The 24,234-nt window shown below is 36.5% G+C and carries 25 protein-coding genes; 12 read left to right on the top strand and 13 right to left on the bottom strand.

What is annotated here, in order from left to right:
- Positions 1-296: 296 nt before the first annotated feature.
- The 5 genes from BLQ56_RS11660 to BLQ56_RS11640 all read left to right on the top strand — a co-directional run bounded on the left by BLQ56_RS11660 (position 297) and on the right by BLQ56_RS11640 (position 3,279).
- Positions 297-863, top strand: coding sequence for an MOSC domain-containing protein (locus BLQ56_RS11660; protein ID WP_090854148.1), 567 nt, complete (start codon positions 297-299; stop codon positions 861-863).
- An 84-nt stretch (positions 864-947) separates the two neighbouring features.
- Positions 948-1,526 (top strand): histidine phosphatase family protein, encoded by a 579-nt coding sequence (locus BLQ56_RS11655; protein ID WP_090854145.1) that lies wholly within the window; start codon positions 948-950, stop codon positions 1,524-1,526.
- A 125-nt stretch (positions 1,527-1,651) separates the two neighbouring features.
- Complete coding sequence (locus BLQ56_RS11650) at positions 1,652-2,206, top strand: YdcF family protein (RefSeq protein ID WP_090854777.1); 555 nt, start codon at positions 1,652-1,654, stop codon at positions 2,204-2,206.
- 176 nt (positions 2,207-2,382) lie between these two features.
- The gene (locus tag BLQ56_RS11645) at positions 2,383-2,691 is read left to right on the top strand and encodes a hypothetical protein (protein WP_090854143.1); all 309 of its coding nucleotides are present in this window, start codon (positions 2,383-2,385) and stop codon (positions 2,689-2,691) included.
- A 24-nt stretch (positions 2,692-2,715) separates the two neighbouring features.
- Positions 2,716-3,279: an HAD-IA family hydrolase gene (locus tag BLQ56_RS11640; protein ID WP_090854138.1), complete on the top strand. Its 564-nt coding sequence runs from the start codon at positions 2,716-2,718 to the stop codon at positions 3,277-3,279.
- A 39-nt stretch (positions 3,280-3,318) separates the two neighbouring features.
- Here BLQ56_RS11640 and BLQ56_RS11635 read toward each other — a convergent pair whose 3' ends face one another.
- Complete coding sequence (locus BLQ56_RS11635; protein ID WP_090854135.1) at positions 3,319-4,479, bottom strand: MFS transporter; 1,161 nt, start codon at positions 4,477-4,479, stop codon at positions 3,319-3,321.
- Positions 4,480-4,695: 216 nt separating this feature from the next.
- Here BLQ56_RS11635 and addB point away from each other — a divergent pair, with 216 nt between their 5' ends.
- Complete coding sequence (addB, locus tag BLQ56_RS11630) at positions 4,696-8,190, top strand: helicase-exonuclease AddAB subunit AddB (RefSeq protein ID WP_090854132.1); 3,495 nt, start codon at positions 4,696-4,698, stop codon at positions 8,188-8,190.
- Positions 8,183-11,944, top strand: a complete 3,762-nt coding sequence (gene addA, locus BLQ56_RS11625; RefSeq protein WP_090854129.1) for a helicase-exonuclease AddAB subunit AddA — start codon at positions 8,183-8,185, stop codon at positions 11,942-11,944. Before addB ends, addA begins: the two co-directional genes overlap by 8 nt.
- A gap of 109 nt (positions 11,945-12,053) precedes the next feature.
- Here addA and BLQ56_RS11620 read toward each other — a convergent pair whose 3' ends face one another.
- Positions 12,054-12,908, bottom strand: a complete 855-nt coding sequence (locus BLQ56_RS11620) for a DegV family protein (protein WP_090854126.1) — start codon at positions 12,906-12,908, stop codon at positions 12,054-12,056.
- Positions 12,909-13,083: 175 nt separating this feature from the next.
- Here BLQ56_RS11620 and BLQ56_RS11615 point away from each other — a divergent pair, with 175 nt between their 5' ends.
- Positions 13,084-13,383: an HNH endonuclease gene (locus tag BLQ56_RS11615; RefSeq protein WP_090854123.1), complete on the top strand. Its 300-nt coding sequence runs from the start codon at positions 13,084-13,086 to the stop codon at positions 13,381-13,383.
- 41 nt (positions 13,384-13,424) lie between these two features.
- On the opposite strand, the gene BLQ56_RS11610 is transcribed toward BLQ56_RS11615, so the two are convergent.
- The 8 genes from BLQ56_RS11610 to BLQ56_RS11575 form a co-directional block, all read right to left on the bottom strand.
- A complete protein-coding gene (locus BLQ56_RS11610; RefSeq protein ID WP_090854120.1) occupies positions 13,425-13,670 on the bottom strand; it encodes a hypothetical protein in 246 nt (81 codons plus the stop codon).
- A 119-nt stretch (positions 13,671-13,789) separates the two neighbouring features.
- Complete coding sequence (locus BLQ56_RS11605; protein WP_090854117.1) at positions 13,790-14,008, bottom strand: spore germination protein; 219 nt, start codon at positions 14,006-14,008, stop codon at positions 13,790-13,792.
- Between the two features lie 148 nt (positions 14,009-14,156).
- Positions 14,157-14,375 (bottom strand): spore germination protein, encoded by a 219-nt coding sequence (locus tag BLQ56_RS11600; RefSeq protein ID WP_090854114.1) that lies wholly within the window; start codon positions 14,373-14,375, stop codon positions 14,157-14,159.
- Positions 14,376-14,825, bottom strand: a complete 450-nt coding sequence (locus BLQ56_RS11595) for a spore germination protein GerPE (protein WP_090854111.1) — start codon at positions 14,823-14,825, stop codon at positions 14,376-14,378. It lies immediately after the preceding gene.
- Between the two features lie 4 nt (positions 14,826-14,829).
- Complete coding sequence (locus BLQ56_RS11590) at positions 14,830-15,009, bottom strand: spore gernimation protein GerPD (protein WP_090854108.1); 180 nt, start codon at positions 15,007-15,009, stop codon at positions 14,830-14,832.
- A gap of 2 nt (positions 15,010-15,011) precedes the next feature.
- Complete coding sequence (gene gerPC / locus BLQ56_RS11585; RefSeq protein ID WP_090854105.1) at positions 15,012-15,644, bottom strand: spore germination protein GerPC; 633 nt, start codon at positions 15,642-15,644, stop codon at positions 15,012-15,014.
- A 274-nt stretch (positions 15,645-15,918) separates the two neighbouring features.
- Positions 15,919-16,134, bottom strand: a complete 216-nt coding sequence (locus BLQ56_RS11580; protein WP_090854102.1) for a spore germination protein GerPB — start codon at positions 16,132-16,134, stop codon at positions 15,919-15,921.
- Positions 16,135-16,153: 19 nt separating this feature from the next.
- The gene (locus tag BLQ56_RS11575; RefSeq protein ID WP_090854099.1) at positions 16,154-16,375 is read right to left on the bottom strand and encodes a spore germination protein; all 222 of its coding nucleotides are present in this window, start codon (positions 16,373-16,375) and stop codon (positions 16,154-16,156) included.
- A gap of 57 nt (positions 16,376-16,432) precedes the next feature.
- Here BLQ56_RS11575 and BLQ56_RS11570 point away from each other — a divergent pair, with 57 nt between their 5' ends.
- Positions 16,433-17,695, top strand: a complete 1,263-nt coding sequence (locus BLQ56_RS11570) for a DUF418 domain-containing protein (protein WP_238457252.1) — start codon at positions 16,433-16,435, stop codon at positions 17,693-17,695.
- A gap of 34 nt (positions 17,696-17,729) precedes the next feature.
- Here the strand turns inward: BLQ56_RS11570 and BLQ56_RS11565 are convergent, their stop codons facing one another.
- Positions 17,730-17,903 carry an aspartyl-phosphate phosphatase Spo0E family protein gene (locus tag BLQ56_RS11565; RefSeq protein WP_090854093.1) on the bottom strand — a complete coding sequence of 58 codons (174 nt, stop codon included), beginning with the start codon at positions 17,901-17,903 and terminating at the stop codon, positions 17,730-17,732.
- A 244-nt stretch (positions 17,904-18,147) separates the two neighbouring features.
- Here BLQ56_RS11565 and BLQ56_RS11560 point away from each other — a divergent pair, with 244 nt between their 5' ends.
- Complete coding sequence (locus tag BLQ56_RS11560) at positions 18,148-19,053, top strand: fumarylacetoacetate hydrolase family protein (RefSeq protein WP_090854090.1); 906 nt, start codon at positions 18,148-18,150, stop codon at positions 19,051-19,053.
- Positions 19,054-19,321: 268 nt separating this feature from the next.
- Here BLQ56_RS11560 and BLQ56_RS11555 read toward each other — a convergent pair whose 3' ends face one another.
- Positions 19,322-20,515 carry an ornithine--oxo-acid transaminase gene (locus tag BLQ56_RS11555; protein WP_090854087.1) on the bottom strand — a complete coding sequence of 398 codons (1,194 nt, stop codon included), beginning with the start codon at positions 20,513-20,515 and terminating at the stop codon, positions 19,322-19,324.
- Positions 20,516-20,843: 328 nt separating this feature from the next.
- Between BLQ56_RS11555 and BLQ56_RS11550 the strand changes: the two genes are divergently transcribed.
- Entirely contained in the window at positions 20,844-21,185 is a 342-nt protein-coding gene (locus BLQ56_RS11550; protein ID WP_090854084.1) for a YisL family protein, read from the top strand.
- Positions 21,186-21,576: 391 nt separating this feature from the next.
- Here the strand turns inward: BLQ56_RS11550 and BLQ56_RS11545 are convergent, their stop codons facing one another.
- Positions 21,577-22,134, bottom strand: coding sequence for a DUF2777 domain-containing protein (locus BLQ56_RS11545; RefSeq protein WP_090854081.1), 558 nt, complete (start codon positions 22,132-22,134; stop codon positions 21,577-21,579).
- 211 nt (positions 22,135-22,345) lie between these two features.
- Between BLQ56_RS11545 and asnB the strand changes: the two genes are divergently transcribed.
- Positions 22,346-24,193, top strand: coding sequence for an asparagine synthase (glutamine-hydrolyzing) (gene asnB, locus BLQ56_RS11540; RefSeq protein WP_090854078.1), 1,848 nt, complete (start codon positions 22,346-22,348; stop codon positions 24,191-24,193).
- Positions 24,194-24,234 lie beyond the last annotated feature (41 nt).

Raw genomic sequence — 24,234 nt, 5'->3', positions numbered from 1 at the left:
TTCAGACTCAGTTGAATATGAAATCACTACTCTTGTCTGAAGTCGACCCAAGTTCGGACTCAGTTGAATATGAAATCACTATTCTTGTCTGAAGTCGATCCAGGTTCGGACTCAGTTGCCATTGAAATTACAATTCCTGTCCGAAGTCAAACTTGGTTCAGAATCGTTGGTTTAGCATAAAAATGTTAAAAGTATTTTTAAACAGGGCTTGGTTTTAAAAGACGTGGAACAGTATTCTTTAACTAATCAATTAGTGTAAAATAGAAGAAAACACACATAGGAAGAAGAGATATCGTATGAAAACTAGCATTGCTCAAGTAAAAGCGATTATGACGGCTGATCAACATGAATCATTTGTGACGCGTCGTATTCCAGAAGTAACACTTGAATTTGGAGGGATAAAAGGAGATCGACATTTTGGAATCACTGCTAAAGCAGATTCACGTCAACCTATGTATGAAAAAGGAACAGAGATACTTAATCGACGTCAAATCACAATTGTCTCTGAAGAACAGCTTAGGGACATTGCGACAGAACTAGGTGTAAGTGAGGTTCTTCCCGAGTGGTTAGGTGCGAATCTATTGATTTCAGGATTTAAGGACCTGACAACTCTTCCAATGGGCTCTCGGCTTCTTTTTCCAAATGGTGTCGGTCTAATTTGTATGGGGGAAAATAAACCTTGTATTCATCCAGGTGAAATGATTCAACAGCATTATCCTTCAGAAGAGAAGGTAGCTACAAGATTCGTGAAAGCTGGCTATAAAAAGCGTGGCATTGTTTGTGCAGTAGAATGTCCAGGTCATATAACAGTAAATGAAGAGGTTAAAATACTTATTAATGATTTTAGTAATCCAATGCAATGAGTAAGAATATGAAAGTTTAACAGTACATTAATGCTGAAGTCAAAAAGATTTCAGCATTTTAATTTTGATAGAGGATGAGTAATGATGACTATTATTGGGTTTATTCGGCATGGGCGCACATCTTGGAATGAAGAAGGAAGAGAACAGGGGAAATGTGACATCGCATTGAATGAAGTAGGCGTAAGGGGTGCGCATCAACTAGCTAAGAGAATAACGAGCGAAACATGGGATGTGGTTTATTCTAGTCCCCTAGTAAGAGCAAGGCAAACCGCAGAGATAATTGGAGAGTATACTGGTCTACCAATATACTTAGATTCTAGGATCTCTGAAGTAGGAAGTGGTTTAATAGAGGGGACAACTGAAGAGGAACGGGTAAGGAAATGGGGGACTAATTGGAGAGAATTAGATTTAGGAATCGAGAGTAACAATAAAGTTCTAACAAGAGGTCTTGCGTTCATTAAGGAGGTTTGTGACATCAATCGTAAAAAGAATATATTGGTTGTTAGTCATGGATCATTCATTGAGCAGATTTTGGAAGTGTTAACACCTCATTATAAAATAACAGAACCGCTAAATAACACATCCATTACTACTTTGAAAAAGAACAAGAACGAATGGGATTGCATTTTGTATAATTGTACAAAGCATTTAAAAACAACTTAATATAAAAAAGATTGTTTCACATGGAAGATATTAGTAAACTGTTGAGGGGAAGAGTATTTAAAATAGTAGGGGTGTAATAAGTGCTTCAACGTATAAAAAGGAATAAAAAGTGGTTCATCTCCATCATGATTATTTTGGTTAGTGGGTTCTCTTATATCGGCTATCTACAATTAAATATGTTTAGTTCTAGTAATAAAGAAATTCCGGAAAATGCAGATTATCTGATTATCTTGGGTGCTAGAGTGAAAGGAACAACTCCCTCTCTATCACTACAGTATCGAATTGATGCAGCAGCAGAGTACCTCAATGAAAATGAGAATACAATTGCCATTGCTTCAGGGGGCCAAGGACCTGGGGAAGACATTTCAGAAGCAGAAGCCATTAAAAAGGAATTAATGAATCAAGGAATAAGTGAGTCTAGAATTTTCATAGAAAATCAGTCTACTTCAACCGATGAGAATATCATGTTCTCGAAAAAATTCATCTCAAATGAAATGAAAGTTGGCTTACTGGTGACAAATGATTATCATGTTTTTAGAGGTACATCGATAGCCAAAGACTATGACCTTTCGATTGTCGGTATTCCTGCAAAAACACCTGCCATTTCAATTCCTAGATCATATATAAGGGAGTACCTAGCGTTAACAAAATACTACATACTTAAGTATACCCCCCTGTAATCTAAGTGAACAACATGCTTATCAACAAGCTGTACCCTATAAATAGAAACGACTCCATGGAGACCAATTGGCAACTTTCCTTTTTGAAGTTTCGGTTCGGTACATGTTGGCAACGTATGGAGGGTTCAAGTCTCGGGAATGTTAATAGTAACTATTTGTAATAGGAGTGAAGAACATTGAAACAACAAGTATTGTTTGATTTTTGGTATTTAAAGTCGGAGGAAATTGAATTAGATGGTTCTGATTCTGGTGCAATTTCATATGAAGTAGCAATTGGTGTGTTTGGTGATGAGGAATTAGTTCATCAATTAGATGATATTCGAATTACAGGGTTAATTAAGGAAGATATGCTCGCTTTTAAAATTGAAGATCCAAGTGTTCTATTTCCTAAGCTAGAAGAGGAAGGTCTATTAAATATATCCCAAGATATAAAAGAAACGGGTTTTTATTTTGTAATGGGTGAGAAAAAACTGTTATCGATCTAGGTGGGATAAGAAGTTAGGGGATACATGAATATACTTTGGGATTTTGATGGAACTTTATTTGATACATACCCAGTATTTACAAAGATTTTTAGGAAAGTACTTCAGGATGATACTCCTGAAGATAAAATTTTAGAACGATTGAAAGTATCATTTTCTCATGCTACCGAGTTTTTTCAGCTAACAGAGGAACAGGTTAATCACTTTCATTCTTTGGAAAGTCTGGTTCCAATAAGCGAAATTAAGCCATTTCCTGATGTAGAGCGTATACTTTCTTTTGCTGAAAACAATGTCATAATGACTCATAAACCGAGAAAAGCTGTTCAAGACATTTTGGCCTATTATCATTTTGATAAATATTTTGTAGAGATTGTGGCTGGTGATGATGGCTTTCCACGTAAACCAGATTCGGCTTCGTATGAGTATCTGCATCAAAGATATCACCTTGATTTTGCGATAGGTGATCGTCTTTTAGATATTATTCCTGCAAAGAAAATCGGTTTGAAAACCTGTCTTTTTCAGAACCAACAACAAGGAGCCGATTATTATCTAAATGACTATAAAGACTTTTTCTCAATCATACAAGAGTGATAAAGAAGGACTTAGGCTACAGTCCTTCTTTTTACTTTTCTAAAGTGAAGTATTGTCTTCATTCCTTAATTGAAGAATTCTGGCAATTATTAAATTAGTAAAAAAGAGAAATAACAAGACTTTCAATAGTGAGAGAAAAGGCATGAAAGAAGCCAGTATCGGACCGACACTTGCACCAACTAATAGAACAAAAGAATACAAGGAAAGTGCGGAACCTCTTGCGTGGTTACCGATTTTACCTATATAAGTAATCATGATGGGTATAAGCATAGAAATGGATGAGACAAACAAAATGGATAATATCGTAATTGCGAGTATTTGATGATTTAAAACAATCATAAAAAAAGTACTGCTGATCCCTAATGTTAGGCCAACAACCAATGCTCTGTTTAGTCCATATCGATTAATCAATCTTCCAGTAAAGATTGAGAAAATGGTTCCAATGATTCCAATAGCTCGAATAACCATTAAGGATTGACTATCAATTTCATAATGGGTAGTAAGCATACGGCCTAAACCGTCATAAAATGCGACAAAAGATAAAAGTAAAGTGAATGTTATCATATAACAGCTGAGAAGGTTTTTATCTTTCAATAAAAGGAAGAAATCCCGCCAAATTCTTCGAGAAGTTGAACTAGTCTGTTGATGTGTATTTGGTAGTAGGAAATAACTCAAGAAGAATAGTGAAAAATAAATACAAGCAAAGCTAAAGAAGACAACTTCCCAACTGTAATGAAGTGTTAAAAAGGAACTGATTAATTGTCCAAGTATTCCAGCCATTAAAAATCCACTATTTATTAACGCAAGCAGCAACGTTCGCTTCTTTTCTGGATATAATTCAAATATATAAGCAAAAGCAACTGGTGCAAAGCTTCCGAGTGCGAATCCTTGAATCCCACGAAATAGGATCAAACTCCAATGATTAAATGACCATCCAACTACAGCGGTTGTTATACATGATAATAATAATCCAATGACAATCACTTTTTTCCGTCCAATGATTTCTGAAAGAGGTCCAAAGCATAATAAACCAACTGCATAGCATAGTGAAAATATACTGCTTCCCCAAATAATAAGCTTAGGCGAGCTATGAAGTCCGGCCGCAACCTGATCATAGATTGGAATTAATGTGTAAATATTGCTAGCAACAAAAATACCTGTTATGACAAGTAAAATACCCACATATCGAAGTTGTTTCATTATCAGCACCACCCTAAGATTAAGGTATGCTTTATTGATGATTATTGTCTCTTGTTTCATGAGTAAATCTAAAAGGATGGTGTTCTTTCCCAGTCATGTTAAATGGATTTAACAAGTATGTTCGGTGTAAAATAGATAAGCAAACTCTAAATCTACTAAAGTTATCTCCAGCCAAGTGTGAATATTGGTTATGGCTACATATGGGAGGTTATACAGATGACATTACAATTTATTATAGGACGTGCTGGAACTGGAAAAACCACAGCATGTCTTAATCAAATACGAGAAAAATTAACTCAAAATCCAGTCGGGGATCCGATTGTGTATCTTGTACCAGATCAAATGACGTTTCAATCTGAATATGACTTAATCAACACACCGGGTTTAGGTGGAATGATGAGAGCTCAAGTATTTAGTTTTACACGATTAGCTTGGCGTGTGTTACAGGAAACAGGTGGGATGAGTCGATATCATCTTAACAATGTTGGAATGAATATGATTATTAGAAAAATTGTTGAACAACGAAAGCAAGAATTAAAGGTCTTTTCCAAGGCAGCAGATAAAAATGGGTTTATTACTCAACTAGAAGAAATGGTAGCAGAGTTTAAGAGATACTGTGTCACTCCTGAGCTTATAGAGGACAAGAGCTATTTTCTTGATTCTGAAAATCAAGTGGTACTTGCAGATAAACTTCATGATTTACAGTTGATTTATCAAGAATTAGAACTTCATCTTTTTCAGAAATATGTAGATTCAGAGGATTATTTAAGATTATTAGCAGAGAAAATTCGTGATTCATCTTACCTAAGAGATGCAGATGTACTCATTGATGGATTTCATAGTTATACACCGATTGAGTTAGAAGTTGTCGGAGAGTTGACGAAATATTGTAGAACCGTTACAATCGCGCTTACAGTTGACAGGTGTTATGATGAGCAACCCCCAGATGACCTAAGTTTGTTTCGAATGACAGGTAATACTTACCAAAGTATTGTTAACTTGGCCAAAGAGCATATGGTTTATCTAGAACGTCCAATTATATTATCGGAAACGAAAAGATTTGATTCTGCTCCAGCTCTTAAACATCTAGAGAAATTTTATGACTTTCGACCAACTGTCCCGTTCAATGGTGATACAACTGTTACCATTGGACAGGCAGTAAATAGAAGAGCTGAGATTGAAGGAATCTCTAGGAGAATTTTAAAGCTAGTACGAGAAGAAAAATATAGGTATAGAGATATCGCGGTTCTTGTCAGGAACGCAAGCGACTATCATGAGCTAATCCAAACCATCTTTGCTGATTATAACCTTCCATTTTTTATTGATCAAAAACGCTCAATGCTTAATCATCCATTAATCGAATTTATCAGGTCAAGCTTAGAAGTGTTAGGAGGTAATTGGAGATACGAGTCTGTTTTCCGTTGTGTCAAAACAGACCTTCTCTACCCTTTAGATGAATCCATAGATACGCTCCGCGAGGAAATGGATCAGTTAGAAAACTATGTACTTGAATATGGAATACAAGGATATAAATGGACAAGTAAAGAACGTTGGGGTTATCGAAAAATACGGGCGCTTGAGGGTGAGGACTTACCACAGACAGATCGTGAAAAAGAAATGGAAGACTCAATTAATCGTTTAAGATCAATGATTGTCACACCTCTATTGAACTTACAAAAGAGATTTGCCAAAGCTAAAACCGGTCGCGAATTATGTGAAGCACTCTATCTCTATTTAAATGAACTTCAAATTCCAGAGAAGATGGAAAGGCTAAGAAGTGGAGCTGAAGAAGAAGGCAAGCTTAGTGAAGCGAGAGAACATGATCAAGTATGGAATGCTGTCCTAGAACTGATGGATCAATTTGTAGAGGTTATGTCTGAGGAGAAGGTATCTATCAAGCTTTTTACAAACATGCTTGAAACTGGGATGGAAAATATGCAATTTGCACTAGTTCCTCCAGCGATGGACCAAATACTTGTGGCGAGTCTTGAACGTTCAAGATTCTCTAATATTAAATGTACATTTATCATTGGAGCAAATGATGGAGTACTTCCTGCTAGACCGAATGAAGAGGGAGTGTTCTCACAGCATGATCGAGAGAAATTGATTCATTCAGGCTTAAAAGTTGCTCCACTTAATAGAGAAGTTTTATTAGATGAAAACTTCTTAATCTATGGAGCGTTAACGAGCTGTTCTGATCAATTATATATGAGTTATCCATTGGCAAATGATGAAGGGAAATCATTACAAGCATCGATTATTATAAAAAGACTTAAACAAATCTTGCCATCTATAAATGAAGAGTTTCTTGTTAATGAACCCTCTGAGCTTTCACCAAGCAAGCAGTTAGATTATATCGTTAATCCTTCTGTCACCTTATCTTACTTAACCTCACAGTTACAAGTGTGGATACGGGCTTATCCGATTGAGGATTTATGGTGGGATTCTTATAATTATTTAATGAATGATGATGCTTGGAATGAGCGAAGTAAGAAAGTTCTAGGAAGCCTTTTTTATCGCAATAAAACGAAAAAACTTCCTATAGAAACGACAAGGGAATTATTTGGTGAAAGTATTCAAGGTAGCGTGTCAAGGATGGAAACCTTCCAGGGCTGTCCATTTTCCCATTTTGCCAACTATGGCTTGAAATTAAAGGAACGTCAAATCTTTAAATTAGAAGCACCTGATATTGGACAATTATTTCATGCTGCACTTAAGCATATTTCAGATACATTGCGTCATAGAAACATAGATTGGCGGGATTTAACAATTGAACTATGTGAACAACTTTCCGTTGAGGCAGTTGAATTACTTGCTCCAAAGCTACAACGAGAAATTTTATTGAGTTCAAATCGCTTTTATTATATTAAGCATAAGCTACAAAAAGTCATTAGTCGGGCATCTAGAATTTTAAGTGAGCATGCGAAAACAAGTGGGTTTTCACCAGTTGGGCTAGAAATCGATTTTGGAAAAAATGGTCCATTGCCTTCCATTCCATTTGAGTTAAATAACGGATTTAAAATGGAGCTTGTCGGAAGGATTGACCGTGTCGATAAGGCTGAAAGCTCAAAAGGACTCTTATTAAGAGTGATCGATTATAAATCAAGTCAAAAATCTCTGAATCTGACTGAAGTATATTACGGCCTTGCACTACAGATGATTACTTATCTTGATGTGATTATTAGTCATTCTAAGGAATGGATTGGTACATCAGCAACTCCAGCAGGTGTATTATATTTTCATGTGCATGATCCAATGATTAATAGTAAATCAGCAGTCATAACAGAAGATACAATTGAGGATGAGATTTTCAAAAGTTTTAAAATGAAGGGTTTATTATTAGGTGATGAAGAATCCGTTCGTTTGATGGATCAAGGCTTAGAATCAGGTTATTCAAAAGTCGTTTCAGCTGCTATAAAAAAGGATGGAAGTTTTTATTCTAACTCATCAATTGCAAGTGAAGAGGAATTAACCTATTTAAAGAAACATGTTCGAAAAGTCTTCAAACAAATAGGTAATAATATTACAGATGGAGTCATTGATATTGCACCATATAAAATGAAGGATAAAACACCTTGTACATTTTGCTCATTTAAAACAGTTTGCCAATTTGACCAATCAATTGAGGAAAACGAATATAGAGTGATTCAGAATGAAAAGAAAGAAACCATCCTTGAGAAAATTCGAAAGGAGGCTGGTATTTATGAATAAAATAATCGCAAAGCCTACCACTAGTAAATGGACGGATGATCAGTGGAAAGCGATTGTTGCAAATGGACAAGATATCCTTGTTGCAGCCGCAGCGGGATCGGGAAAAACAGCCGTATTAGTAGAACGAATTATTAAGAAGGTAACATCAAATGAGCACCCTGTTGATGTTGATCGCTTATTAGTTGTAACGTTTACTAACGCATCCGCTGCAGAAATGCGTAATCGTATTGGAGAGGCACTTGAACAGACGTTAAAGGAACAGCCTGAATCAAGTCATCTTAGAAAACAGCTAAGTTTGTTAAACCAAGCATCAATTTCTACTTTGCATTCCTTTTGTCTAAATGTCATTCGAAAATACTATTATTTAATTGATCTTGACCCGGGGTTCCGTATTGCAAATGATACTGAGGGTGAATTACTTCGTGATGAAGTGATGGAAAGCTTACTTGAGGAACAATACAGCAATCAGGAAAATGAAGCATTTTTTGATTTGGTTGACCGATATTCAAATGATCGCAATGATATCGAGCTTCAAAACATGATTCGTAGATTATATGAATTTTCCCGTTCTAATCCTTCACCATCCCATTGGTTAGATGAGATTGTTAACTTGTATAATGTTGAGGGGAAAGAATTAGAGGAAACAGCATTTATCTCTTACATCATGGATGATATATCTCTTTCTTTTGAAAGTGCAAAGGAAGGTCTTGAAAGGGCATTGGAGTTAACAAAACAACCTGGTGGGCCTGCACCGAGGGCTGTAACGATTGAAACAGATCTTGAGCAATTGTATCGACTAATAAAAGCAAAAAATGTCTCATGGCAAGCTCTCTATGACGAAATGCAAACAGTCACCTTTAAGACTGCAAAGCCATGTAAAGGTGACGAGTATGATGCGTTATTATTAAAAAACGTCAGTTCTTTAAGAGATGACGCAAAAAATCTTGTCAAGAAGCTGAAGGAAGAATTGTTTGATCGAAAGCCTGAAGGGTATCTTAATGACCTGATTGAAATGAAACCATCAATTGAGATGCTTATTTCTCTTGTGAAAGAGTTCGAGAATAAATTTCAATTAGCAAAACAAGAAAAAGGCTTGGTGGATTTCTCAGACCTTGAGCATTATTGCTTAAGTATCTTACGTCAGCCATCTATAAATGATGAGTTAAATGATGAGTTAAAGCCGTCAGAGGCTGCAAGAGAATATCGAGCGCATTTTGAAGAAGTGTTAGTAGATGAATATCAAGATACGAACATGGTTCAAGAATCAATCCTTCAGCTGGTTTCCAAAGAGGAGGAGGAATCAGGTAATCTATTTATGGTTGGAGATGTCAAACAATCAATATATAGGTTTCGATTAGCTGAACCACTCCTTTTTTTAAGTAAATACAAAAGGTTTACGAAGGATGGATCAAGTAGTGGCTTAAGGATTGATTTATCTAAAAACTTCCGAAGTCGAGCAGAGGTATTAGATAGTACGAATTTTTTATTCAAACAAATCATGGGTGAGACTGTTGGTGAGATTGATTATGATGATGATGCGGAATTAAAGCTTGGTGCAGATTATCCAGCGAGTGATGCCATGTCAGCAGAATTATTCTTAATTGATCGAATGGGTAGTGATGTCGAGAGTGATTATAATGAAGAGTCAGAAGAGGGGCTTGCCATCTTTGAACAAGCTGAACTTGAGACTGCACAGCTTGAAGCAAGGGCCATTGCAAAAGAAATTAAAAGCATGATTAGCGCTAATTTCCAAGTGTATGATCGGAGCATTGAGCGGACGAGAAACTTAATGTACCGTGACATTGTGATTTTACTTCGATCAATGCCTTGGGCTCCACAAATGATGGAGGAATTTAAGCAACAGGGAATTCCTGTCTATGCAAATCTCTCAACAGGTTATTTTGAAGCAACAGAAGTGGCGATTATGATGTCACTGTTAAAAGTAATTGATAATCCGTACCAGGATATTCCACTGGCCTCGGTTTTGAGATCACCAATTGTCGGCTTAGATGCCAATGAGCTTGCCGCGATTCGAATTCAGGAAAAGTCTGGCTACTTTTACGGTGCGCTTAAGAGTTTTGTGAAGAATCAACCAGTTACTGATCAAACAGCCCATAAGGTACAACTGTTCTTAAAGCAGTTAACTGAGTGGAGAAAGCATGCAAGACAAGGTGGTCTTTCAGATTTAATTTGGCAATTGTACAGAGAAACCTACTTTTATGATTTTGTTGGTGGAATGCCTGGTGGTAAACAACGACAGGCTAACTTAAGAGCACTTTATGACCGAGCTAGACAATATGAATCTACAGCATTTAGAGGGTTATTTCGATTCTTGCGTTTTATTGAACGGATGCAAGAACGTGGAGATGATTTGGGAACAGCTAGAGCACTTGGTGAACAAGAGGATGTTGTTCGAATGATGACGATTCATAGTAGTAAAGGACTTGAATTTCCGGTTGTGTTTGTTGGTGGTCTTTCGAAGCAATTTAATATGATGGACTTAAATAAGAAATATTTGCTTGATAAGGAGCTAGGCCTTGGTTCAAAGTATGTGAATCCAACTAGAAGAATCACGTATCCAACCTTACCAATGCAGGCAATTAAGAAAAAGATGAAGCTTGAACTAATCGCTGAAGAAATGAGGGTTCTCTATGTAGCTTTAACTAGAGCCAAGGAGAAGCTAATCCTTATTGGAACGGTAAAAGACTTTGATAAGAAAGTGGAAAAGTGGAAGGAAGAGCTCTCTAATCAAAATTGGTTACTTTCTGATGGAAGACGTGCTAGTGCTAAGAACTATCTCGATTGGATTGGTCCTGCTCTTATAAGACATCGTGATGGTACATTACTTCGTGGAGAGCAAGAAGTAAGTAATATCCCTGAGGAATTAATGAATCATCCTGCTAAATGGAGTGTCCAACGAATTCAAGCAGAAGATCTTCATACATTATCCAATGAAGAGCAAAAGGTGAATGAACCAATTCTCTGTGCAATTGAAGCTGGGGAAGAGGTTGAAATCGAGTCAGAATATAAAGCTAAAATAGACCATCAACTTAAGTGGTCATATGATTACTTACCGGCAGCAAATCACCGCTCAAAGCAGAGTGTTTCTGAAATTAAGCGCCAGCGTGATCGTTTAGATGAATATAGTGATGTAACTTTCCAACGGAAATTCAAAACACCGCTTGTTGACCGACCACGATTTATGCAAAAGACCTCACTAACACCAGCAGAAGTTGGCACTGCTATGCATATGGTCATGCAACATGTGGATTTAAAGCGCGAAATTACTCAAGATACCATTCAAGAGCAAGTGGCGAAGATGATTAACAATGAGCTTTTAACATGGGAGCAGGGTGAAGTGATTGATTATGATCATGTTGTTGCTTTTTTCCGCTCGGAAATAGGGTTACGAATGATACATGCATCAGAAGTTAGGCGTGAGGTACCATTTAGTATGGGCATACCTGCTAAAGATGCTTATGCAGATTGGGAACATGACCAAAATGAAAATGTTTTGATTCAAGGGGTCATCGATTGTATTTTTGAGGATGAAGCGGGAATTGTATTGGTGGATTATAAAACAGATCAAATAACTAATCGTTTCAAAAATTTTGAGCAAGCCAAACCAGTTCTTGAAGAACGTTATAAAGTTCAATTAGAACTATATACAAAAGCAATAGAAGCTATTTGGAGAAAGCCATTAACTGAGAAATATCTTTATTTCTTTGATGGTGGATCTATGTTGAAAATGTAAGGAAAAAGTTGAGGCTTATCCCAAGCACTATTGGGATAAGCCTCATTTTTTAAAAGATAAGAAAATCGGAACCAGTGGAGGCTGAACAAGGCGCTTCCGCTTTTCTTGGTTATTTTTCAATCCATGCCAAACCAACTGTTCCAATCCCAGTGTGTACACCTGCAACAGGAATCAGTGGAACGATTTCAATTTTAAGTTCCTGGTATTTATCCTTCATCCTCTGTACAACTTTGTCTGCCACTGATTTCTCACCTGCATATAACACCGCGACTTCTTCTAATATCCCAGTTTCAAAACTTTGATGGAACTTATCTATAATTGTATTTTCCGCTTTGCTATATGATCTTACTTTTTCGATCATATGAACCTTACCTTCTTTAAAAGAGAGAATAGGTTTTATCTGTAAAAGGTTACCAATAAATGAGCCGAAATTGGAAACTCTACCACTCTTTCGTAACTGTTCTAAACTGGCAGGAAGAAGCATAAGCTTGCATTTATCTCTTAAATTCGTAAGGTGAATAAGTATATCAGGAATGTCGATTCCTCGCTTGTAAAGTTCAATTCCTGTTTTCACAATCATTTTCAATGGAAATGATCCTATCCACGAGTCAAAGCTATGTATTGGAAACCCAACCATATCAGCTGCCTGAACAGATGTTGAATACGTACCTGAAAGTTCACCAGATACATGAATTGCCACTGCTTCATCATAGTGTTCTTTTAGATGGGTATAAAGTTCGATAAAGTCTCCTAGCGTTGGTTGTGAGGTAGAGGGTGATACGTTTGACTCACTCATTTTTTTGTAGAATTCCTCGGTCGTGATCTCGATACCTTCTCTAAATTGTTCTTCCCCGAAAATAACAGTTAGCGGAATTACATAGACATGGTTGTCTGTTAGCCATTGTTGTTCGTCTTTTGTGAATGTTGCGGTGGAATCAGTCACCCACGCAATCTTCTTTGTCATATAATTACTCCCCTTCTACTGGGTTTAAGCTATCTTTTTTATTATAATCTTTTTATAAAGTAAACAAAAGAATGAAAGTGAAGGTTCACTTTTTAGACATTAAACCTTATTATGCTAAAATCAATTGTACTAGGGAAAATAACATTAAAAGAACAAACTAAAGGAGAGTTTAGTAGTGGGACGTAAAAAGCGACTTGGTGCTTGTGAACTTTGCGAGAGAGAGGAAGTTGAGACAACTGTACATCATCTCATACCTAAAGAAATGGGTGGTACATTTGAAGCCACATCTACTCTTTGTATCCCTTGTCATAAGCAAATCCATGCCCTCTATCATAATTCTGAGCTAGCAGTGCGCCTGTATACAATCCCTTTACTGAAAGAGGACGAAAAAATTGCATCGTTCATTAAATGGGTTCGTAAACAGCCTTCAAGTAAACTACCGAAAACAAGAAAGTCAAACGAACTAAAAAACTGAGGACAAACGCCAGTTTCCTCAGTTTCTTAGCTTTTTCATTCTTACCAGAAAAATGCTGCTCCTAGAGCCAATCCGCCGATAAAGGCAAGGGGTACTGCGTAAGGTCTATATCCCCATCCGCCATAAAAACCATAACTGAAGCCGCCTAAGTTTCTTCCACCTTGTGGGGCAATGTATACATGAGTTCTAGTCACATCTACAATACGTCCACAATGTTGTTTTCCAGCTTTATCAGTGATCGTTACAGTACGGCCTTTATATCTACAGCACATATCATAATAATTCATCAAATTTCTCCTCCTTTTATAACACTTCACTAAATTGTATGAAATAAAAGGAGAAATGATTGTACCACTGTCCATAATCAATCCGACTAATTCCTAAATAGGCTTCATTTTAGCCAACTTTAAGCATTTGCTGCGAGTTGTTGGTCATTTCCATCAGGGTCAAATGTATTTGTTGCATTAACACCGTTGTTTGTATTGATAAAGTCACCGGTATTAAATGCCCCTGAACCTGCGTTAGTTTTCGACGTACTCTTAGGTGATAAATAAAAAGCGTCCCCGAAATTTACGACTCCTCCGCCGACACTGTTTATTTTTATTGGTCCTACGATTGATGGCATATATAAGCACCCTTTGTATTCTCGATTTTTACTAACTATCATATGTATAGTCAATGTTTTATGTTCGACATCTTTACTATTCAGTGATTACCTCTCGGAGTTTACAAAACATGACCCGATGCTACTATTATAGCTTCGGGTCATTTATTTAAGCATTCCCAGTTAATTGTTGATCGTTGAGATCAGAGTCAAATGTGTTTGTAGCACTGACACCACTATTTGTCATGATAAAGTCACCGGTATTAAAAGCGCCACAACCGGCATTCGTTTTAGATGTATCCTTTGGAGAAAGATAAAAAGCGTCCCCGAAGTTAACAACCCCACCACCAATACTGTTTATCTTACAGGGTCCAACAATTGCAGGCATTTAAGCTCCTCCTTCCTCACTAGAAGAGGGTCCTTCTAATTGACTATTTATTTGATCTTGTTTTGAGATAGACATATCTTCGGGTTGATCGAGTAGTTGACGAATGTGCTTAATTCTAGCTTCAGCCCTTATGTTGTTAGTAGATCCGATATGAATAACTGAAGAAGCCGACGCACCCGTTACCCGAATGGTATTTACTTTAATATTAGGTTTTTCATTGAAGGTTGCCATATTAAAAGATTCTTCAATGGAAACAGCAGGAATTGGCCTTGTAAAGACGGAATACTCATTAAAGTTTCCTTCATTTGAGAAGAATAATGGATATTCTCGTTTAACTGCTAAGGCTTGCGTAACAGGTGTGATGTGGCTAGAGTCTCCAATTTGCAACACGGAACTAAATGACACCGAATTCACATAAATTGACTCAACGACCGATAATCGCCTAAACATTCTTTTATCCCTGTGGTGATAATGGGACAAAAGGTCCGATTATCAGTGATTCAGGGGGAGTATCAAAACTAGAAGATAAGGTAATTGTTCTAGTATCTCCTACTAAGAAAACAGATGAAGATGCTACTGCAACAATATCAATGTGACCGACATTTAGCTCTTTATTTACAACTGTAAAGTTCAATTTTAATTGCCACCTTTCATTTCATTTGGAATGTTGTTTAGAAATGTAACAATTGAATTCTGGATGTCTTTTATAACTGTATCAACTGTATGGTGATGGACTTCTTTTGCTTTATCAGGTAAATGTAAGTTAGCTTGTTGTTGTTTAAGATAATAATGAATTCGTTCTGGTATTTGATTTCGAATATCGTCTATAATAAACTCACGATATGAATCATCAAGATTGTGGTTTCCTTGCACTTCTAGGTTTCTAATAAACTCGTGGCAGTCATTATCTAGATATTGAATCACTTCTTTGTGGATATTTTCATGGTAAGATTGCAGATATTCATCAGGTTGAGCATTCCGCATTTCAGGAACATTCATCTTACCTTGTGCGACACTAAAATCCTCAATGTTTTCACCATTTGGAGTTAAACCAATATTTAATGTCCCTTCAAGTGATTCAACTTTTAATTGATCAAATTTATATTCAATTCTCTCAATCGTAGTAGAGGGACGTTGACTTAAGTCATGAAGGGACCTTTGAAGCTCTTGTATGGTCCGTTCCATGGTAGTAATTCTTTGATTTTGTCGTTCAACATACTTGTGTAGTTCTCGTAAATATGTGAATATTTCATGGAAATTTGTGTACATGATGACCACTCCTCAGCATATTCCCAAACCTTTCTATCAAGATAAGAAAGAATAGTGTATATTCTAAAAGTATGCATGGATTACTAAAGAATGTATTCTTTTCAGGTTTTTGTCCTTTATAGAAAGTATAAAATATTCAACTTAGTGTTGGTGTCTAGCTCCAGCGCCTAGCCCCTCGGGGTCATAAGTCAAATCACTCCAGAAATCAAGATTTCCTGCGTGATTCGCCTTATGCCTGTCGGGGCTGAACGAGGCGCTTTCGCTTTTCTTATCATTATGCTGTGGTTGGTGGCTGTAAGGGGACAACCGGTCCTGTGATTCCCGATTCGTCACCAGTTTCAGGAGCTGCTTCAAGGAATCCTCCTGTATTATAATTATTAGACAGAGACTTAATCATTCCTGCACTTCCGATTTGCAAGACAGATGAATTCGTGACACTTCCAATTTTAAAGTAATGGATAGAGATATTTTGATTGATATAGAAATTCACAAACATCCCTCCCTAGCAGTTATGCATTTGCAACATTCACCTGATCAATTGTGTCTGTATCATATGTGTTTGTGACACTTCGCTGATTATAAACTTGCAATCCGTCACCAGTGTTAAATGATCCAGCTCCTGCAAAGGTTTTAGCCGTACTAGCAGGTGCTATGTTAAAAACATCTCCAATATTAAAGATACTACTGTTCCCAATACTGTTCACTTTAACCGCTCCAACAATCGCTGGCATAATAAACATCCTTTATAGAATAATATCTTTGCTATAATATGCATAGAAAGAAAAGATGTGAAATCGAAAGCAACAATAAACAATAAAGTTGAATTAGGATGTGATGTTATGAATATGAATGGATTACAACCTATCTCGAAATCCGAACGGATTCAGGGGGTTGATATCATTAGGGGCTTTGCTATTTTTGGTATTTTTTTAGTTAATATGCCCTCGTTTAATTCACCGATGCTTCATTTACAACCTGAAAGCTGGTGGCCGTCACAAATAGATCAAATGACGCTTCAATTCATTGATTTATTTGCTCAAGCCAATTTCTATACTTTGTTCTCATTTTTGTTTGGTTTTGGGATGGTGCTTTTTCAAAAAAGAGTCGTCATAAAAGGGTATTCATTTTCACTCTTAGTTACTAGGCGTTTACTAGTTCTACTTATTATTGGTTGTATTCATGCTTTCTTCATATGGCATGGAGATATATTGATATCATATGCAATCATTGGGGTAATATTTCTATTGTTTTATAAGACCAAGCCTTTGTCGTTGCTTGTTCTTTCATTGCTACTTATCTTTGTACCTTCTTTGTTGTTTTTTGGATTACTGATGCTTTCTTATTTGGTCGATCCGACAAGCTTACTACAGAACTATTCAGCAAGGATAGCAGAAGAGACAGCAAAGGTTTACAGTTCTGGTTCTATTACAGAAATCACGTTACAGAGAATTCAAGATTGGTATTATGTAAATAACTTAGATAATGCCATATTTTTGGTATTTGCTTTATTACCAATGTTTCTTTTAGGAGCATATATCGCTAAAAAGCAGTGGTTTTCTAAAATAGAATCACATGTAAAAGCTGTTCAAAGACTCCTTTTCATCGCTGTTATAATTGCAATTCCTATAAAACTATTACCTTACTATACAGAAAAAAATATTGCCACGGATTTTTTACAGGATTCGATTGGAGGGCCGGCAGCAGCTATGGTTTATGCTTCCTCGATTATGTTACTCACAAGGAATAAGACCTGGCAAAAGGTATTATCACCATTAAGTTTTGTAGGGAGATTATCGTTAAGCAATTATTTATTTCAGTCAATTGTTTGCACGCTTCTTTTTTATAATTATGGCCTAGGGTTATATGGAAAAGTAACTCCTTCTTTAGGATTAATTTTGACGATCTTCATTTATAGTGTACAGGTTGTTATCAGTAAATGGTGGTTGAGTCATTATCAATATGGTCCAGTAGAATGGATATGGAGATCATTAACTTATGGGAAGAGGCAAGTGTTTCGTCGTAGGGTTCTTGAGAAAGGAAGAAATAATTAATAAAAAACGGCACTTTTTGGTGGGCCGTTTTTTATTAATGTTTTATATATTCATTGCCTTCATTCTTTGAATGTTTTTGATGAAGTGTTATAAGTTTATCTAATTCCTGACTACATTGAATGGTTCTTGGAGCAGTATACCCTTGGTGCTTGGCTAATGAAATCATCTCGCTACGTTTGCTTTCTATAATTGTTTTCAAGTTGTACATGGGCATATCTCCAATTTAAGTTTTTTCAAGTGACCTTAGGTGGGTTGTCTTACTATTATAACTTCATTTTTATAAAAAAAACATTTTCGCTAAAACAAGCTAGAAAACTACAAAATACAACAACTTTCTACATGTAGCTATTGGGTTTTAGGAAATGGGATGTTTTTTCTTTCTGTTCTGAAGGGAAAAGGCAGATGTATAACGAATTTAGTATGTAAGATGATGATATGAGGTGAACAGACTAATGAGATTTGTAACAGCAGTGAAGGATGAACGTAGTTTTGTTGGACTAGTGGATGAAAGGGTATCATACATAATTGATGTGCAATATGCTGAAGAAGCTTTATTAGGTAGCAAGAACATACCTAATTCAATCATAGATTTTATAAGGATGAATGAAGTTTTGGATGAATCAATTAAAGTAATTGAAAAACTTGCATTAGAACAGAAGGGAGCCCAATATTTTTACTCACCAAATGATGTGAAAATAAAGGCGCCGATACCTAGGCCTTTAAAGAACATTTTCTGTGTTGGAAAAAACTATGCTGAACATGCAATTGAAATGGGAAGTGAAGCAGATATTCCAGAACATTTAATGATGTTCACGAAAGCACCTACTACAGTCATTGGACCTAATGATTCTGTTTTATTACATGAGAATATAACGAATCAGTTGGATTATGAAGGTGAACTAGCCATTGTTATTGGGAAAAAAGGAAGATCGATTTCGAAAGAGGAAGCCTTAGATTATGTTTTTGGCTACACGATTGTAAATGATATCACCGCTCGTGATTTGCAAAGTCGTCACAAGCAATTCTTTATTGGCAAAAGCCTTGATGCATCTTGTCCAATGGGGCCATTTATTGCTCATAAGTCCATCATTTCTAACCCGAATCACTTATCACTAGAAACGAAGGTGAACGGGGAGCTAAGACAAAAAGGTAACACGAAGCAATTTATTTTCGATGTTCAAACCATTATTTCTGTGATTTCTGCTGGTATGACATTAGAGCCTGGTGATATCATTGCGACTGGAACTCCAGCAGGTGTTGGAAAAGGATTTAAACCACCGAGATTTTTAAAACAAGGAGATAGTATTGAAATTAGCATAGAAGGGTTAGGAACACTTATAAATAGTGTAGGGGTATAATTTAAATAAAAGAGGCGGGGACATGTGTTTTAACTAAATGAAAAGTCGAACAATAATAGATGGTGAAGAAACACCGCTCCTGAAATATACTTCGCTTTCCGCGGGAAGCTGGTGAGCCTCCTCGCGCTTCGCACTGCGGGGTCTAACCGTTGCTTTTCATCCCGCAGGAGTCTACGTATATTTCATCCGCTAAGTGAATGATTTGTTCGGAAATTCAGTTAAACACTTTCGTTATGTCCAAGCCTCTATTTTCTTAAATTGCATTAGATTAAGTAGATAATACCTCTTTTATCTTTTCAATGGCCCAATCTAGATCTTCCTTAGAAATCACCAATGGAGGTGCGAAACGAATAACTGTTTCGTGGGTTTCTTTACAAAGTAAGCCAACCTCTTTTAACTTCTCACAGTAGGGTCTAGCATCCTCAGTTAACTCCACACCAATAAAAAGTCCTCTTCCTCTTACTTCTTTAATAATCGGATTATTAATTTCACGGAGTTTTTCCTGCATATAACTTCCTAACTCTAGTGAACGTCGAGCTAAATCTTCATCAATTAATACGTCAAGAGCAGCGATTGAAACAGCACATGCCAAAGGGTTCCCTCCAAATGTTGAACCATGAGAACCTGGGTTAAATACTCCCAATATGTCTTTGTTAGCAGCTACACAGGATATTGGAAATACGCCTCCACCAAGTGCTTTACCAAGAATGAACATATCAGGTTTAATATTTTCCCAATCACATGCAAACATTTTACCAGAACGACCAAGACCAGCCTGAATCTCATCAGCGATGTACAGGACGTTTTCCTGCTGACAAACTTCAAAGCTTTCAGTTAAAAAACCTTCTCGTGGAATATTAATTCCAGCTTCTCCTTGAATTGGTTCAAATATGAACGCAGCAGTATTGGGTGTAATGGCTGATTTAAGTGCTTCAATATCTCCATAGGGAATCACCTTGATTCCTGGTAGCATAGGACCAAATCCACGTTTATATTCATTGCTTGATGACATTGAGACAGCTGTCATTGTTCTACCATGAAAATTATCCTCGCAAACAATAATTTCTGCTAAATTATCTTGTACGCCTTTTACGTCATAAGCCCATCTACGAGCCGTTTTGACAGCGGTCTCAACAGCTTCAGCGCCAGTATTCATAGGGAGTACCATATCTTTCCCGGTTAACTTAGACATTTTTTCATACCATGGTCCAAGCTGATCATTGTGGAAAGCGCGTGATGTTAAGGTGATTTTATCGGCTTGATCCTTTAATGCTTGAATGATTCGAGGGTGACGATGTCCTTGATTCACCGCAGAGTATGCACTTAACATGTCCATATATTTATTTCCTTCAGGATCTTCTACCCAAACTCCTTCTGCTTTTGAGATAACGATTGGTAATGGGTGATAGTTTTTTGCACCATATTGGTCTGTCAATGTAATGATCTCTTGAGTCTTACTCATTGCCAGTTTCCCCCGTTTCTTTTAGTGATAATTATGTACTGATTTAAAGAGACGTATAGAATAAGTAATTGTTATGTTTTTAACAATAGCCTACTATATTCATTGAATCAATACTTGTGAAAGTGAGAAGTCTAGTAGGAATTTTATGAATATGCAGAAAGTATGGAAGCTTCTCGTGGATTACTATACAAATAGAGGAAGAGATGTCGGAGTATTGTATAATCATTCATTACGTTCACATAAAAAATTATTATCTTTCAATTTTTACGTATTGGATTAAAACATGTTATTATAAAAATATAGTGAAAATTTTTAGGAGGAATAAAGAATGACGCACGCACATATAACTTCGTGGGCACTAGCAATCATCTTGTTTGTAGTAGTTTTGTTTCTGCAAAAAGGTGGAAAAGCTAAAGGTGCAAAAATTGTACATATGGTACTACGATTATTTTATGTATTGACGATTCTAACAGGAGCACAACTGCTTTTCGGAGCAGCATCACTTCCATTCGCATACATACTTAAATTAATCCTTGGAATCTTAACGATTGGATTTATTGAAATGGTACTTATCCGTAGTAAAAAGGGCAAACCTACAATGATGTTTTGGATATTATTACTTGTTTCATTAATCGCGACGATTTATTTAGGATTTTCATTACCAGTATAATAATTATAAGGTAAGAGGCTGTCTCCTTTTGGGACAGCCTCTTATTTTAAAAGATAAGAAAAGTATAAGAATTTGCACTCAGTTTTAGTGTTTAGCTCCAGCGCCTAGCCCCTCGGGGTCATAAGTCAAATCTGAACAAGGCGCTTGAGCTTTTCTTAAAAGATAAGAAAGAACAAAATTTTAAAGTGGCAAGGCGGTTAGAAAAGTACTTTCTCAACTAGTCGATAAAAAGATGCTGATTCCCGGATCTGGGACAGTGAGAGTTCATTCTTATCGGTAAGGTGATCAGGTAAGACACTTTGATCTAATAAACAATCACTTCAGAAACCAAGGTTACCTAAGTGATTCACCTTATGCCTGCCCGAGGTTAAACAAGGCGTTTGCGCTTTTCTTATGAATGTGTAAAGATCGCTCTTTTTCCACTTGTCATTGTAAATTCAAACCGGTCTTTCGTTTGTAATCCGCGCTGGAAATGATGCTGTACTGAACAAATAGACTCATTGTTATCATATGTAATAAAATTTACTCCTTTGTATTCACTGTGAGCTGGAACATAAAGCATCATATTGTGACAGTAGATACAATCATACAAAGAATATGAGAGTTGATTCAGAAATTTTGTGTATTCTAAAAACAATGTGTCTGGCAATTGGTTGAGAAGTTCGCTATAAGCGTAAGGGAGTGTTTTTGACACTCGAATACAATCGCCATGCTGCAGTTTATAATAATAATCAGGAAGCTTTACCAACCCATCTGCATTAAACAATCCTTTTTGCCAAGTATTCATCGTATAAACTTCAATTTCTCGATCAACAAGTTCCTCTAGTAATGAGGCCTCTTCATTTTCATCATCAAAGAATATCCATTGATCATTTATATACTCTACGCTCCCAAGTGTATAGGAGCGTTTTTGTTCACTCATTGTGCGTAATCGATGCTGCAAATTCAATTTAAATCCTCCATTCAGTTCTTCCCTATAATATTTCCTCTTTTGTGTTGAATTAGGGTCTCATAATTCCTTTTTAGACAAAAATAAAAGATTTTATAACATGAAAGGGCTTGCAATTATTTGGACAATTCATTGTATAAGCTATCGTTGCATACAATGTAATCAGCTTGCTAGCCGTAGTTATTGATACGGTGGAAAGGGTGACATAAAAATGTGTGGAATTACGGGATGGATTGATTTTCGATCTGACTTAAGAAATGAACGGGCAACTGTTGATAAAATGACAGAGACTTTAGCTAAACGTGGACCGGATGACACGAATATATGGTTAACAACACATGCTGCATTTGGGCATAAGAGACTTGTGGTTGTTGATCCTGTTGGTGGAAGACAGCCGATGATTAGGACAAAAGAAGAAAGAACATATACCATTTGTTATAATGGTGAGCTTTATAATACTGAAGATATTAGAGTAGAGCTGCTAAAACGAGGCTACACGTTCAGTGGACACTCTGATACAGAAGTTCTATTAACAGCCTATATCGAATGGGAAGAAAAATGTGTTGATTACTTAAATGGAATTTTTGCATTTGCTGTCTGGGATGATGTGAAGGAAAAATTATTTATCGGAAGAGACCGCTTAGGAGTTAAACCTTTATTTTATAAGGAAGAGAATGGACATTTAATTTTCGGATCAGAACTTAAGGCAATACTTGCTCATCCCTATGTAAAAACAGAAATCGGTCATGATGGTTTGGCAGAGGTATTTGGTTTAGGACCATCACGTTCACCAGGTCATGGTGTATTTAAAGGAGTCAAAGAATTACGTCCAGCTCATGCCTTAACGTTTGATAAAAACGGGTTAAAAGTCTGGCGATATTGGAACGTGAAAAGCGCCCAACATACAGATTCATTAGATGAAACAACTGAAAAAGTAAGGCATTTATTTACGGATGCAGTTACTAGACAACTAGTTTCAGATGTTCCAGTGTGTACATTTCTTTCTGGTGGAGTGGATTCTAGTGCGATTACGGCAATTGCTTCAAATGCTTTTGAGAAGGAAGGGAAAGGACCTCTTCATACTTACTCAATCGATTACGAGGATAATGAAAAGTATTTTGAAGCAAATGAATTTCAACCCAATTCTGATGGACCGTGGATCAAAAAGATGTCAGATACCTTTGGAACAACACATCATAGCTCAGTGATTACTCAACAAAAACTTGTTGATGAATTGCATGAGGCTGTATTGGTACGAGATTTACCAGGAATGGCTGATGTTGATTCATCATTACTATGGTTTTGTAAAGAAATAAAGCAAGACTTCGTGGTTGGTTTATCAGGGGAGTGTGCTGACGAGATATTTGGTGGATATCCTTGGTTCCATCGTCCTGAAGATTTAGCTTCTGCAGCATTTCCTTGGATGAGATCTACTGATGAACGAATGGATTTATTACAACCTTCATGGAGAAAGAAATTAAAATTAGATGAATATGTGATGACTAAGTTTGAAGAAACAGTAAAAGAAACACCTAAGTTAGAAGGAGAAAGTAAAGTAGATGCTCAGCGTAGAGAGCTATTCTATTTAAATATGATCTGGTTTATGACAACTTTATTAGACCGAAAAGATCGAATGAGTATGGGAGCAAGTCTTGAAGTTAGAGTTCCTTTTGCTGATCATCGATTAGTAGAATATGTATGGAATATCCCGTGGGAGATGAAGATGCACGGAAACCGGGAGAAAGGAATCCTTAGACGTGCGTTAGAAGGAATCTTGCCTGATGAAGTGTTATATAGAAAGAAGAGCCCATATCCAAAAACACATAATCCACATTATACAATGGCTGTAAAGAAGTGGTTAAATGAGATTCTTCAAAACAATAATTCTGTATTATATGAGTTTTTTGATCGTAAGAAATTAAGAGAAATCGTCGATACGAATGGAGAAGCGTTCAAGGTGCCATGGTTTGGTCAATTAATGTCTGGACCACAGCTACTAGCATACCTTGCTCAAGTTCATGTATGGTTTGAAGAATATAATATTAATATTGTAGAGTAGATGTTTAACACAATCTATTCTAAGGACTACCTTAATGGTAG

This window comes from Litchfieldia salsa (genome assembly GCF_900104555.1).
GTDB classification, from domain to species: domain Bacteria; phylum Bacillota; class Bacilli; order Bacillales; family Bacillaceae_L; genus Litchfieldia; species Litchfieldia salsa.
The sequence above is the reverse complement of the archived record's forward strand: the minus strand, read 5'-3'. Positions and strand labels throughout refer to the sequence as shown.

Excerpts from the sequence above, each read along its gene's own strand:
- BLQ56_RS11660 (WP_090854148.1), top strand. The coding sequence starts at position 297 with ATGAAAACTAGCATTGCTCAAGTAAAAGCGATTATGACGGCTGATCAA.
- BLQ56_RS11655 (WP_090854145.1), top strand. The coding sequence starts at position 948 with ATGACTATTATTGGGTTTATTCGGCATGGGCGCACATCTTGGAATGAA.
- BLQ56_RS11650 (WP_090854777.1), top strand. The coding sequence starts at position 1,652 with ATGATTATTTTGGTTAGTGGGTTCTCTTATATCGGCTATCTACAATTA.
- BLQ56_RS11640 (WP_090854138.1), top strand. The coding sequence starts at position 2,716 with ATGAATATACTTTGGGATTTTGATGGAACTTTATTTGATACATACCCA.
- BLQ56_RS11635 (WP_090854135.1), bottom strand. The coding sequence starts at position 4,479 with ATGAAACAACTTCGATATGTGGGTATTTTACTTGTCATAACAGGTATT.
- addB (WP_090854132.1), top strand. The coding sequence starts at position 4,696 with ATGACATTACAATTTATTATAGGACGTGCTGGAACTGGAAAAACCACA.
- addA (WP_090854129.1), top strand. The coding sequence starts at position 8,183 with ATGAATAAAATAATCGCAAAGCCTACCACTAGTAAATGGACGGATGAT.
- BLQ56_RS11620 (WP_090854126.1), bottom strand. The coding sequence starts at position 12,908 with ATGACAAAGAAGATTGCGTGGGTGACTGATTCCACCGCAACATTCACA.
- BLQ56_RS11610 (WP_090854120.1), bottom strand. The coding sequence starts at position 13,670 with ATGAATTATTATGATATGTGCTGTAGATATAAAGGCCGTACTGTAACG.
- BLQ56_RS11605 (WP_090854117.1), bottom strand. The coding sequence starts at position 14,008 with ATGCCATCAATCGTAGGACCAATAAAAATAAACAGTGTCGGCGGAGGA.
- BLQ56_RS11600 (WP_090854114.1), bottom strand. The coding sequence starts at position 14,375 with ATGCCTGCAATTGTTGGACCCTGTAAGATAAACAGTATTGGTGGTGGG.
- BLQ56_RS11595 (WP_090854111.1), bottom strand. The coding sequence starts at position 14,825 with ATGTTTAGGCGATTATCGGTCGTTGAGTCAATTTATGTGAATTCGGTG.
- gerPC (WP_090854105.1), bottom strand. The coding sequence starts at position 15,644 with ATGTACACAAATTTCCATGAAATATTCACATATTTACGAGAACTACAC.
- BLQ56_RS11575 (WP_090854099.1), bottom strand. The coding sequence starts at position 16,375 with ATGCCAGCGATTGTTGGAGCGGTTAAAGTGAACAGTATTGGGAACAGT.
- BLQ56_RS11565 (WP_090854093.1), bottom strand. The coding sequence starts at position 17,903 with ATGTACAACTTGAAAACAATTATAGAAAGCAAACGTAGCGAGATGATT.
- BLQ56_RS11560 (WP_090854090.1), top strand. The coding sequence starts at position 18,148 with ATGAGATTTGTAACAGCAGTGAAGGATGAACGTAGTTTTGTTGGACTA.
- BLQ56_RS11555 (WP_090854087.1), bottom strand. The coding sequence starts at position 20,515 with ATGAGTAAGACTCAAGAGATCATTACATTGACAGACCAATATGGTGCA.
- BLQ56_RS11550 (WP_090854084.1), top strand. The coding sequence starts at position 20,844 with ATGACGCACGCACATATAACTTCGTGGGCACTAGCAATCATCTTGTTT.
- asnB (WP_090854078.1), top strand. The coding sequence starts at position 22,346 with ATGTGTGGAATTACGGGATGGATTGATTTTCGATCTGACTTAAGAAAT.